10 protein-coding genes are annotated in these 12,455 nt (G+C 54.6%); all 10 read left to right on the top strand.

Annotation, left to right across the window (positions count from 1 at the left end):
• Positions 1 to 121: 121 nt before the first annotated feature.
• The 10 genes from argS (at position 122) to B1H56_RS10440 (ending at position 12,167) form a co-directional block, all read left to right on the top strand.
• On the top strand, positions 122 to 1,813 hold the full coding sequence (argS, locus tag B1H56_RS10480) for an arginine--tRNA ligase (protein WP_066519445.1): 1,692 nt from the start codon (positions 122 to 124) through the stop codon (positions 1,811 to 1,813).
• Between the two features lie 171 nt (positions 1,814 to 1,984).
• Complete coding sequence (serS, locus tag B1H56_RS10475; RefSeq protein WP_066519442.1) at positions 1,985 to 3,259, top strand: serine--tRNA ligase; 1,275 nt, start codon at positions 1,985 to 1,987, stop codon at positions 3,257 to 3,259.
• Positions 3,260 to 3,451: 192 nt separating this feature from the next.
• Complete coding sequence (locus tag B1H56_RS10470; protein ID WP_156468709.1) at positions 3,452 to 3,607, top strand: hypothetical protein; 156 nt, start codon at positions 3,452 to 3,454, stop codon at positions 3,605 to 3,607.
• Positions 3,580 to 3,954: a terminase small subunit gene (locus tag B1H56_RS10465; protein WP_066739856.1), complete on the top strand. Its 375-nt coding sequence runs from the start codon at positions 3,580 to 3,582 to the stop codon at positions 3,952 to 3,954. The genes B1H56_RS10470 and B1H56_RS10465 overlap by 28 nt, the downstream gene beginning before the upstream one ends.
• Positions 3,951 to 5,624 (top strand): terminase large subunit, encoded by a 1,674-nt coding sequence (locus tag B1H56_RS10460; protein WP_066519438.1) that lies wholly within the window; start codon positions 3,951 to 3,953, stop codon positions 5,622 to 5,624. Before B1H56_RS10465 ends, B1H56_RS10460 begins: the two co-directional genes overlap by 4 nt.
• A complete protein-coding gene (locus B1H56_RS14620; protein ID WP_156468708.1) occupies positions 5,597 to 5,758 on the top strand; it encodes a hypothetical protein in 162 nt (53 codons plus the stop codon). The genes B1H56_RS10460 and B1H56_RS14620 overlap by 28 nt, the downstream gene beginning before the upstream one ends.
• A gap of 164 nt (positions 5,759 to 5,922) precedes the next feature.
• Entirely contained in the window at positions 5,923 to 8,208 is a 2,286-nt protein-coding gene (locus tag B1H56_RS14615) for a hypothetical protein (protein ID WP_162938993.1), read from the top strand.
• A gap of 13 nt (positions 8,209 to 8,221) precedes the next feature.
• Complete coding sequence (locus tag B1H56_RS10450; protein ID WP_066519431.1) at positions 8,222 to 11,584, top strand: AAA family ATPase; 3,363 nt, start codon at positions 8,222 to 8,224, stop codon at positions 11,582 to 11,584.
• A gap of 19 nt (positions 11,585 to 11,603) precedes the next feature.
• Positions 11,604 to 11,810 carry a hypothetical protein gene (locus B1H56_RS10445; protein ID WP_066519429.1) on the top strand — a complete coding sequence of 69 codons (207 nt, stop codon included), beginning with the start codon at positions 11,604 to 11,606 and terminating at the stop codon, positions 11,808 to 11,810.
• A 30-nt stretch (positions 11,811 to 11,840) separates the two neighbouring features.
• Positions 11,841 to 12,167, top strand: a complete 327-nt coding sequence (locus B1H56_RS10440; RefSeq protein ID WP_066519428.1) for a hypothetical protein — start codon at positions 11,841 to 11,843, stop codon at positions 12,165 to 12,167.
• Positions 12,168 to 12,455: the final 288 nt, after the last annotated feature.

Raw genomic sequence — 12,455 nt, 5'->3', positions numbered from 1 at the left:
TTCATAAATGCCCCCTTAATATTCGTAAATCTTTGCTCATTATATCATAACGCGCGCATTGATAAAACCGCGCCTTTATGATATATTTAAAGTTATTGTGAAATGTACCGGAGGAATGGAAATGGATTTGAAAACCGCACTTGCGGAAACAATTGCAGCAGCGGCGGGACTTCCCGCAGGCGAGGTTCTGGAAATGATAGAAACGCCGCCCGACCCGAAGATGGGCGACGCGGCGCTGCCGTGTTTCAAGCTTGCAAAGGAGCTGCGAAAAGCGCCGCCGGTGATCGCGCAGGAGCTGGCGGAAAAAATCGAGGCGCCGGATTTTGTGGCGCGCGCGGAAGTGACGGGCGGATACCTTAATTTCTTTTACGACAGGAAATTCTATGCGGAAAGCGTGCTCCAAATGCTTGGGAAAGCCAGGGAAGACTGGGGACGGTCGGAGATTGGCGCGGGCAGGACGGTGGTGATCGATTATTCTTCCGTCAATATCGCAAAGCCGTTTCATATCGGCCATCTTTCGAGCACGGCCATTGGCAGCGCGCTGTATAAGATATATCAGCACCTTGGCTATAACGTGGTGGGCGTGAACCACCTCGGCGATTGGGGAACACAGTTCGGCAAACTGATCGCAGCCTATAAGATGTGGGGAAACGACGACGAGATCAACCGGGATTCCGTATCTGCTATGCTGAAGCTGTATGTGCGCTTCCATGAGGAAGCGGAGCAGGATGAGAGCCTGAACGAACAGGGACGGGCGTGGTTCAAAAAGATCGAGGATGGGGACGAAGAAGCGCTGCGTATCTTTGGATGGTTCAAGGAACTCACGCTGCGCGAGGCAAAGCGCGTATACGAGCTTTTGGACGTACAGTTCGACAGCTTTGCGGGCGAAAGCTTTTATAATGACAAAATCCCGGCGGTTTTGGATGAGCTGCGGGAGAAGAACCTGCTCGAGCAGAGCGAAGGGGCCTTCGTGGTGCGTCTCGACGAGGAGGGGCTGCCCCCGGCGATCATTTTGAAATCGGACGGCACGACGCTGTATGCGACGCGCGACCTTGCGGCGGCGGAATACCGTAAGAAAACGTATGACTTTTATAAGAACCTGTATGTGGTAGCATACCAGCAGAACCTGCATTTCAAGCAGTTGTTTGCTGTGCTGAAGAAGATGGGCCACGCGTGGGCGGACGGCTGCGAACATGTGGCGTTCGGGATGGTGTCGCTCGAGGACGGGACGATGTCTACCCGCAAGGGCAAGATCGTACTGCTCGAGGACGTACTGAAAAAGGCGGTGGAAAAAACGCTGGCGGTGATCGAGGAGAAGAATCCCGGACTTGCCGACAAGAAAAAGGCCGCGTCTGATATCGGCATCGGCGCGGTGATCTTTTCGACGTTATCGCAAAGCCGTATCAAGGACATCACGTTCTCCTTTGACCGGGTGTTGAATTACGACGGGGAAACGGGCCCGTATGTGCAGTATACACACACGCGGTGCGCCTCCGTGCTTGCGCGGCACGAGGATACGGGCGCGCAGGCGGACCTTACGGTTTTGGAAAACGACGACGCGTTTGCGGTCCTGAAGCTGCTTGCCTCCTTCCCGCAGACGCTTGTGGCGGCAAGCGAGAAGAACGAGCCGTTTTATGTGACGCGCTACCTCCTGGACCTTGCCCAGGCGTTCAACAAGTATTATTATGAATACAGGATCATTGACGATAACGCGGCGCAGACGAAGGCGCGCGTGGCGCTTACGCAGGCGGTGAAGGATACGCTGAAGACAGGCCTCAGGCTGTTGGGAATCAAGGCGCCGAACAAGATGTGACGACGGGCGCCGACCTTTTTTGCGGAAGGAGGAACAACCGCCTGAAAGGGGCGCGGCATCAAGCAGGCCTTTGAGGGCGTATGCTATACCGAGAAAGCGGACCGGCCCTGTGCATATCGAGAAAAAATACAAAAAAGAATATCAATTTATTACCAAAAGGGGTAGTTTACTATGCTGGATTTAAGAGTATTGCGCGATAATTTCAAGACAGTTGCGGACGCGCTCAAAAAGCGGGGCAAACAGATCGAGCTTGACGCGGTCATGAAGCTGGACGAAGAGCGCCGCGCGATGATGACAAAGGTGGAGGAGCTGAAAGCAAAACGCAACAGGATCTCTAAAGAAATCCCCATGATGAAGAAAAAGGGGGAGGATGTTACGGGCATCATGATGGAGATGAAGGTGCTCGCTTCACAGATCAAGGATTACGACGCGGAGCTGCAGATCATGTCGGCGCATTTGAACCAACTGATGATGACGATCCCGAACCGCCCGGACGCGAGCGTTCCGGCGGGCACGGACGACAGCGACAACAAGGAGGTTCGTAAATTCCTCGAGCCGACCAAATTTGATTTCAAGCCGAAGGCGCACTGGGATATTGGGCACGACCTCGGAATCCTTGACCCGGAGATTGGAGCGAAGGTCGCGGGGAGCCGTTTTGTGTTCTATAAAGGGCTGGGCGCGCGCCTTGAGCGCGTGGTTATGAATTTTATGCTGAACACGCATACCGAGCAGAATGGATATACCGAGGTGATCCCGCCTTTCGTGGCAAACCAGAAATCCATGGAGGGTACGGGGCAGCTTCCGAAATTTGCGGAGGATATGTACCACATCGAGGACACGGACCTGTACCTTATCCCGACGGCAGAGGTCCCGGTTACGAATATGTACCGCGAATCCATTATCGACGGGGAGGAGCTTCCCATTTACCGCTGCGCTTATACGCCGTGCTTCCGCGCGGAGGCGGGCAGCGCGGGACGCGACACCAAGGGGCTTATCCGCCTGCACCAATTCAACAAGGTGGAGCTGGTGAAGTTTACCCGCCCGGAGGAATCCTATCTCGAGCTTGAAAAGCTGGTGGCAAACGCGGAGAGCATCCTCCAGATATTGCAGATTCCGTACCGTGTGGTGCTGCTGTGCGGCGGCGACCTCGGGTTCTCGTCCGCGAAAACATATGATATTGAGGTATGGATGCCGAGCTATGGGCGCTATGTGGAAATTTCGTCCTGCTCGAACTTTGAGGATTTCCAGGCACGGCGCGCGAACATCCGCTTCCGCGACAGCGATGGTTCGCTGAAATATGTGCATACCCTCAATGGCAGCGGGCTTGCCGTGGGACGCACGGTCGCTGCGATCATGGAAAACTACCAGCAGGCGGACGGCAGCATCAAGGTGCCGGACGCACTGCGGCCGTATATGGGGCGCGAAGTGATCCGCGGGATAAAATAACGATCGGCAGAGCCGCCGGGAATCTATTCGTTCCGGCGGCTTTTTAATTGGCCTGAGACCGCATGCGGGAAAAGATGTCGCGAAGAGGTCGGGGAAACGGCGGGGAATTTATGGTAAAATGCTAGTATGGAAGAAGTGAAGGAAGCTCCTTGGGGGCTTTTTTTTATGCGGGAAAACGGGAGGAGAAGGAAAATGAAGATGAAAAAAATTTTAGCGGCAGTGATGGCAGGGGTGTTGTGCATGGCGCTCATTGGGCGCGGGGAAATCCCGGGGATTGGGCGCCAAAAGAAAACGGAAGATCAAAAAAAGGAGGAACGAGAGTGGAAGAAAATATGGGACGAAAGCTAAAATTCAGAAGTGTAAAGGCATTGCAGGAGAAGGTGGACGCATATTTCGAGGAATGCGAGAAAACGGGAGAACCGCTGACTGTGACGGGACTCGCGCTGGCGCTCGACACGTCGCGCGAGACGCTGCTTAATTACCAGAAGCGGGACGGATATGGAGACGTAGTGCGCCGCGCGAAGATGAAGATCGAAAACGCATATGAAAAGCGCCTGATTGCCCGGGGAAACGGCGGGGATGTATTTGCCCTGAAAAATTTCGGCTGGAAGGATAAATCCGAGCGGGCGGTCGAAGTGACGGGCGACCTTTCGCTTGAGGCGAAACTGAAAGAGATGATGGGAGAAAAGTTTTGATTAACACGAAAGCGTTTATCGAGCAGAACCTGAAAATACGCGATAAGAAGGCGAGGCTTATCGATTTCAAGCTGAATGCGGCGCAGATGAAGCTATATGGCGCGATCGCGCGGCAATACCGGAAAGGAAGACCGATCCGCGCGATCATCCTTAAGGCGCGGCAGATGGGGTTTTCTACCCTGACGGAAGGAATGATCTTCAAGGACACGGTGACGCAGGCGAACATTTCGAGCGGCATCGTGACCCACGAGATTGCGGCGACGAACAACCTGTTCCGCATGAGCAAACGGTATTACGAGCATCTTGAGCCAGCGCTCAAGCCGCAGCTTTTGGCGAGCAACGCGAAGGAACTGGTTTTCGATTTTGCGGACGGGAACAGCTCGATCAAGTGTATGACGGCGGGGAACGGAAGCATTGGGCGTTCGGATACGTTCCAGAACCTGCATATTTCAGAATACGCATTCTGGCCGAAAGATAAAGCGGAAATCCTTACCGGGCTTTTGCAGGCGGTGCCGAACGAGGCGAACACGATGGTGGTGATCGAATCCACGGCAAACGGATATGACGATTTTAAGGATATCTGGGATGCGGCGGTGGCGGGAAAGAACGATTTTGTGCCCGTATTTTGTGCATGGTGGGAACACGGGGAATATGCGATGCCTGCGGAAGGGCTTCATCCTACAAAAGAGGAGGAGCGGCTGAAGAGGACGTATGGACTTTCGGACGAACAGCTTGCGTGGCGGCGGTGGTGCCTGAAAAACAACTGCCGGGGGAACGAAGACATCTTCCGGCAGGAGTATCCGTCCTGTCCGGAGGAAGCGTTCCTGATGAGCGGGCGGCCCGTATTCGACAACAGGCGTGTGACGGAACGGATCGCAGAGCTTATGAAACGGCAGGAGGAGAAACCGCCTTTGCAAGGGAGCTTCCATATTCGCTGGCATGACGCGGACAGCCGGGACAGGATTGAGGGGTTCCGCCTGGGGAGGGGAACGGACATCCGGTTCTATACGGCGCCGAAGGCGGGCGTGCCGTATGTGATCGGCGCGGATACGAAGGGAGAAGGAAAGGATTTTTATGCGGCAACGGTGCTTGACAATACGAGCGGCGAGCGGGTGGCGACCCTGCACATGCAGGTGAACGAATCGAGGCCGTTTACCTACCAGCTTTACTGCCTTGGGAAATATTACAACGGCGCGTTGATCGGCGTGGAAATGAATTTTAATACCGCGCCCATCGAGGAGCTGCAACGACTGGGGTATCCGAAGCAGTATGTACGAAGGAAATATGACGATTACAAAAAAACCATCGAAGAAAAATATGGATGGAAAACGGACGGGAATACGCGCCCGCTGATTATTGACCGGGAGATAGACAGCATCAACAACCATACGGAATTATTCCACGACATCCCGACGCTGCGGGAAGCGCTGACATTCGTATATGACGAACGAGGCCGGCCGGACGCAATTCCGGGAAAGCATGACGACCTGCTGTTTTCGGACATGGTAGCGGGGGAGATTCGGGGACAGCAGGAAACTGCGTGGGAGACGAACGGAAAGGGAGAATATGTATGGTGGACGGAGGATATGTTTGAGGATTATTACCGTGCCGACGAAGAGGAACAAAAAAGGATGGTGAAGCTATGGGGGAGGCCGAAGCAGTGGGAATGACGGAGCAGGAAAAGGAGGATGGCCGTGCAAGTTTCCGGGGGGTGAACGGGGAAACCGGAGGACGCGGCGGAAAAGCGAAAACCTCCGCGGGAGGAGAACGGATCAGGCGCGTGGGGGGCATGGACGGCATTTAGCCAAAGAGAGGCCGCGGGGAATAGTTGTCGGGCAGACGTCATGCAAATGGCCGGGATTTTGTGATAAAATAATATTATGAAAAAATTATAGCAGGAAAACGGAAAAGAGCCACGTAAACGGGCTCTTTTTTTGTTATGCGAAAAACAAAAAAGGATGGAAGCAGATGAAAAGAAACAGTGGTGCAAGATTGATGGAATTCAGACAGAAATATGAAACGGCATATGCGGCGTATGGCAAGCAGCGGGAGGCGTTTTTCCGCCGCAGGGCGCAATATGAGGGCGATCATACGATTTGCGGCGGCAAGGATGCGGACGTGGTATGGAATTTTACGATGGAGCTGATCGAGAGCCAGATCGACAGCTATATTCCGCAGCCGAAGGTGACGCCGAAACGGCCGACGGAAAAAAATAAACGCCTGGCGGCAGTGATCGAGGATATGCTGAAAAACGAGATCGACAGAATGCCGTTTGAATACCTGAACGACGAGGACGAGCGCACGGTGAAAACGCTTGGCGGGAGCGCGTACCTTGTGGAGTGGGACAACGCCCTGCGGACGCATGACGCGGTGGGCGGCCTGAATGTGCGGCTGCTTGACCCGACGGAATTTGTGCCGCAGGAGGGGGTATATTTTCTGCCGTATATGGATTATTTGTTCCTGATGTTTGAAGACACAAAGGAGCGGCTTTCAGAGCGCTACGGCGTGGACGTTTCCAATGAGGGCGTGGACCCGCAGGTAGGGGAACAGACGCTTTCAAACGACACATGCACGCAGGTGGTCTGCTATTACCGGAATAAGAACGGCGGCCTCGGGTGTTTTTCGTGGGCGGGGAACACCGTATTGATCGACGACGAGGATTATGAAGCACGCAAGGACAAGGTGTGCGCGGAATGCGGGCGGACAAAGCCGCCCTGCGAGGACATATGCGTATGCGGGAGCACAAAATGGGAACAGCGCAGCCGGAAATATGAAGAATTGAAGGAGGACATCGTGCGTTCGGACGGGACGGTGATCCCGGCGGTATCGCCTGTGATGGAAGACGGCGCGTATGTGATGGAGGAGTATGAGGAGCAGGCAAAAGACCCGGAAACGGGCTTGCCTGTTTACGAACGCCAATTCGATGAGATGGGCCTGCCGATAGGGGATGAGCCGGTTATGCAGGTAAAACAAAGAGTACGTCAAGCGGCTACAAAAATCCCATATTATTACCCGCGGCGCTTTCCGGTTGCGGTCCGCAAGAACGTTTCGGCGCGCGGGCAGGTGCTGGGGGATTCGGACTGCGACGCGGTCCGGGATTTCCAAACGGCGGCAAACAAGCTGCTGACGAAGGTGAACAAAAAGCTGCTGGGGGCGGGGTCTTACCTTACGAAGCCGAAGAATATGGATATCACGCTTTCGGATGAGGATGTGAAGCCGATCAACATCACAAGCCCGGACCAGCTGAGTATGCTGAAATCCATCACGATGAATTTTGACGTGGGACAGGACCTTAACTCCGTGCAGCAATATTACCAGATGGCAAAAAGCACGCTTGGGATCACGGACACGTTCCAGGGCAAACCCGACCCGACGGCGGCATCCGGCCGCGCGAAGGAAGCGCAGATCGCGCAGGCGGCGGGGCGGCAGAACAGCAAGCAGGTGATGAAGAATACGGCCTATGCTGAGCTTTACGAGATCATGTTCAAATTCATGCTGGCCTATGCGGACGAGCCGCGGGCCTATGCGTCGAGAAACGAGCAGGGGGAACCCGAGGAGAGCGTGTTTAACCGCTATGATTTTCTTGAACAGGATGAAGCTGGAAACTGGTATTACGAGGATGGATTCCTGTTTTCGGTGGATGAAAACGGCACGGCCCAGCGCAACCGCCAATTTATTTTGGAGGACCTGCGGACGGACTTCGGGCTTGGGGCATACGGCAACCCGCAGGACCCGCGTTCTATGCTGCGGTATTGGAGGGTGAAGGAGGGCCTTAATTACCCGAACGCCAAGCAGATGGTGAAGGAATGGCAGCAGGAGATCGAGCGGCAGGAGGGAGCGCTGCCTGAATCTATGATCCAGGGAACGGCGCCCCGGCAAGGGCTTTCCATGAGCGCGAGCGATGGAGGAGCGATGCGGGAATGGGAACAGCCTATTGCCCTGCCGAATGAAGACCCGGCGCCGAACGGCGGCATGACGCCTGAAGAAGAGGCGCAGGCTGCCGCTATTTTGCATGGGGCCGAAGCACAGCCGGAACAAGCCGGAGCTATGGGCCTGCCGGAAGAAGCGGCCGGACCGGGCGTTCAAGAACCGGGGACAGAAGGGAGTATGACGGAAGAAGAAATGAGAGAGGTCCTTGAACAACTCGGAGCATTTGAACCGGAGGCGGCAATGCAGATGATTGAGAATATGCCGATCAGTGAAGAGGAAAAGGAAATATTGCGGAAAATCATACAGGCAGGTGTGGAGCACTGAAGGAGGGCAGGGAATGGCAAATTATAATGGAAAGAAAAAAGTGCGCGTAACAGCGGGAAGCATCAAAAATTCCGGAAGTACATGGCGGGATACGGAAGATAAAGGGAAACATACGGAGAAAGTGCGCGTGACGGCGGGGAACATCAGGAACGCGGGGAGCACGCAGAGGCAGCCGGGCAGTAAGCCGGAAAAGAAACAAGAGGCGGGCGGCGCATGGGTGACGGCGGGGAATATCAGGAACGCGGGGAGCGTATGGCGGCCGTATACAAGCAGGCGCACACCGGCGGCGCAAAACAGCGCGCCATGGGAAAAGGTGACGCAGTATGCGCCCGGGCCTGCGGAAAGTATTGCGCCGTTTTTACAGCTGGACCCCGAGGAAAAGCTGGCGGCGGGCTGGGCAGGCGGGCGCAAGGGGGGAGTTTCGGCGTGGGAACAACCGTTTGCGGCGGGTGCAGTCCCGGACCAGACGAAAATACTTTCGGAGATGACGGCAAAAGCCGCGGAGGGAGAGAAAGCAAAAGACTGGGCGGATTACACGAACCAGCTGGGGACGGGAAACGATACGCAGGCCAAAAGCACGAAAAGCGTAGACGCGGCAACTCAGCCGGGGCTTTATGAGAAATGGTATATTGTCGACCAAAGCTATAAGGCGTTCAACGACCAGATTGACGCGCAGCTTGCCGAGCAGGAAAAAAGCCTGAAGCCGGGATACGTTATCAACAGGCCTACACAGGAAGAACGGGATAAATGGTTCCGGGAAATGATGAAGGAAAACGGGATGGGGAGTTATCTAGTGACGGGCATGCCGGACCAATCGGACGAAGGTTACCGGGATTATGTGAAGAAGATAGCGGAACTCGAAGCGGATTACGCCCGGCTGGATGAATATGACAAGGTTGCCGCGCAGGAGCAGGTGCAACGGGAGAATAAACAGCCGGAGTGGTGGGAATATTTCGTCCTGCCGGCGCACACCGCCTATAAATACTGGAAAAACGGACAGCCGGAAGACGCATATACGCGGGCGCAGAGCTATATCAGACAAGACCAGACGGTAAACGACCTCGAGGGCAGGATTGAAGCGCTCGATATGCAGATCAAAGCGGCCCCGGAGGGAAACAAACAGAAGCTGGAGGAAGAAAAGGACGAGCTGACCAGGCAGCTGGATGCGCGGAGAGTACAGCTGACCCAATATGCGCAGGAGAGGATCGCCGGAGAATATGAGCAGATCGCGCAGGACGCGGATTTTGCGGAGCTTGCCGTGGCGGGCGCGGCAAAGGGCGGGAAGCTGAAGGCTGTCAAAAAAAACCCGGTGGGGAGCGCGTTTCTTTCGGCAGACGCCCCGCTTTACGGAGCGATGACGCAGGAGGAGCAGGACGTCTATCACGCGCATCTTGCGCGCGGGGGAGAGCAGGAGGCGAACGCATATTTTGAGTCGATCCGGGAGCGGCTGAGCGGCCGCACCGCGCAGTTTGGCGAAAAAATAACGAACATGATGGGAACGGATGAGGTCTTTGAGCAAACAGGCCTGCCGGAGTTCATGCGGGCGGCGCAGCAAGGCACAGTGCAGACCATAAAAGGGGGCGCTTCCTTCCTGGCAGGGGGAACGGAGGCTGTGCAGGGGCTTGGACAAACCGCGCGGATGGCATTCTTGGGGGAAGAAGCGCCGCTTCCGCAGAGCTATCTCCAGAAAACGCAGCAACTATTCCGCGAGGATATGGACGGCGTGGAGGCCGTGGTGAACGATATTCTTTATGGAATAGGCGAAATGCTGCCGGCCGTTGCGGTAGGCATCGCAACGGGAGGCGCGGGCGTTCCGGCTGCGGTGGGCAGCGCGGTCTCGTCGCTTGTGACGGCGGGCACCTCCTTTGGTTCGACCTATTCACAAGCCCGGCGGGAGGGAAAGGAGGCGGGGGAAGCGGCCTCTTACGCCCTGCTGACGGCGGCAAGCGAAGCGGCGCTGCAATATGGGTTTTCGGGCGTGAAAGCATTAGGCGGGAGCGCGCTTTCGCGCACGCTCGGGAAAAAACTCGATGGGGTGCTGGGGAAGCTGGCCTCGGGAAATCTGGGACAGCGGTTTGCGGGAATGGTACTGAAAAACATCGGGCAGAACGGCGGGGAGTTTGTGGAGGAATACCTGCAAAGCGTGATGACGCCTTTTCTGCGCAACGCGGCCTTTGGGGAAAACAATGAAGTAAGCTTTTTAAGCGAGGACGCGCTGTATGACGGTATGGTGGGGTATTTGACCTCTATGGTGATGAACGTGCCGTATGTGGCGGGGCGCCGGGGCGCCGGAGACGGAGAGGCGGCGCTTGCGATATCTGACGCACAGCGGATCCTGCAAAGCGGGGAGGAGACGCTTACGCCACAGGAACGGGCACTGCAAAGCGGACTTTTGGAGGCGGTGGAGACGGGACGAATCGGGCCGGAGGTGCGGGAGGCGCTGCCGTTGTCTGCAAATGAGCGCATCGCGGCGGCGCAGGTGCGGATATGGGCGGAGAATGGGAGGCTGAATGAGACGATAGGGCTGGAGCAGGACATTGGAACGCTCGCACCGCAGGAGCAGGCATTGTGCCGGGAAGTGCAGGAGGCAGTGGAAAGCGGAAGGGTGACGGCGGAGCTGAAGGAAAAGCTGGGGCTTCCGGGGAACGACCGCGTGGCAGTGGGGCTATTGCGGACATGGGCGCAGGACGGAACGATCGCGCGGCTGATAGGAGACGTACAGGCCGGGCAGGTGAGAGGAGAACTGGAAAGGAGGGGAGAGTGGAGCAACGGAGAGGCGCATACAGATAGATTGAAGCCGATTGACATCGAAAGGAAAGCTTCGAACGACACTGTTTACAGGGAAATCGTGCTGTCGGAGACCTACCAGCCCTATAAACAGTTTGGAGATGAAGCGGAGTATGAGGCCGCTATAAGAGAATATAATATGGAAGGAGCGCCGGAAAGCCTTGCCGAATACAGCGAATTGCGTTATACTGACCCAAAAGAAGCGTATCTGCTGGACAAATATATACGGGCAGTTGACAAGGGAGATATATCGGTTCTGGTAGGATATGAGCAATACCAAGCTGTAGGGGAGCAAATAGACGAATGGCTCGTAGGGCAGCGGACGCAGGACGGAACAGAGATCAAAGGGTTTGTATCGCACTTTGTGGACAGGATCATAGGGCAGCAGGCGGCAAATGATATTCCAATGCCCGGAATGCGCCGGGGCGTTGCGATAGAAGACGCGCTGGAGGCGTTAAGGAATCCTGTTTCTGTTGGCCAAATTCAAATGAGCAGTAATGGATTAAAATCTGTAACATATGAAGGAAGGAATTGTATCGCAAGAGTTAATCCGGACACAGGAATGCTAATACAATGCAATCCCAATTAAATTGATAAGGAGAATAAAAATGATTCAATTCAGCGAACAAGATAAAAAGTTCATTATGGAGAACTTTGAAAATGCAAAAGATATTTTGGCCGAACAAGATATAAAAAAGGTTTTAAGAGTTATTGATGACCTGATCATGGATAAAGGCTTCGATGTGAACTATGATTTGAATGATTTCGGACGGGAAGCGCAGCGGGTTTATGACAGCATCTATTATAACAATTAAATAGGGATACAAGAAAGGGAGCATAGGGATATGCTCCCTTTTTTGTGTGGAAAAAACGCGGCGGAGGAGCAGACATTGTGCCGGGAAGTGCAGGAGGCAGTGGAAAGCGGCCGGGTGACGGCGGAGCTGCGGGAGAAGCTGGGGCTTCCGGGGAACGAGCGCGTGGCAGTGGGGCTATTGCGGACATGGGCGCAGGACGGAACGATCGCGCGGCTGATAGGAGACGTACAGGCCGGACAGGTGAGAGGAGAGATGGAAAGGAGGGGAGAGTGGAGCAACGGAGAGAAAAAAGTGAAGTTTGCCTCCGCTGATTCGAATGATATAATAATAGAACAAGAAATCAGAAGCAGAATATGATGAATTAGATATTGATTATGATTCTTATATTGAAGTAGTAGATGAAAGTGAGATTAAAACAATTGAGATATTAGACGAACAATAGAAAAATTGAAATATTAAGAACAATAGGAAAAGGGAGTATAGGAATATACTTTCTTTCCAAGAATGAAAAGCGGCACAGGACCGGGGTGTAATAGTTAAAATGGCGAGATTTGTCGGGTAGATGTCATGTAAATGGTCGTATTTTTGTGGTATAATGCTATTGTGGAAGAAGTGAAAAGAGTTCGGGAAAACCGGGCTCTTTTT

It is taken from the genome of Christensenella minuta (assembly GCF_003628755.1).
GTDB lineage: Bacteria > Bacillota > Clostridia > Christensenellales > Christensenellaceae > Christensenella > Christensenella minuta.
Note: the sequence above shows the minus strand (reverse complement) of the source record. Positions and strands in the feature narration are given on the sequence as shown.

Coding starts and splice junctions, on each gene's coding strand:
- B1H56_RS10470 (WP_156468709.1), top strand. CDS start 3,452: ATGAAGATGAAAAAAATTTTAGCGGCAGTGATGGCAGGGGTGTTGTGC.
- serS (WP_066519442.1), top strand. CDS start 1,985: ATGCTGGATTTAAGAGTATTGCGCGATAATTTCAAGACAGTTGCGGAC.
- B1H56_RS10445 (WP_066519429.1), top strand. CDS start 11,604: ATGATTCAATTCAGCGAACAAGATAAAAAGTTCATTATGGAGAACTTT.
- argS (WP_066519445.1), top strand. CDS start 122: ATGGATTTGAAAACCGCACTTGCGGAAACAATTGCAGCAGCGGCGGGA.
- B1H56_RS10450 (WP_066519431.1), top strand. CDS start 8,222: ATGGCAAATTATAATGGAAAGAAAAAAGTGCGCGTAACAGCGGGAAGC.
- B1H56_RS14620 (WP_156468708.1), top strand. CDS start 5,597: ATGGGGGAGGCCGAAGCAGTGGGAATGACGGAGCAGGAAAAGGAGGAT.
- B1H56_RS14615 (WP_162938993.1), top strand. CDS start 5,923: ATGAAAAGAAACAGTGGTGCAAGATTGATGGAATTCAGACAGAAATAT.
- B1H56_RS10440 (WP_066519428.1), top strand. CDS start 11,841: ATGCTCCCTTTTTTGTGTGGAAAAAACGCGGCGGAGGAGCAGACATTG.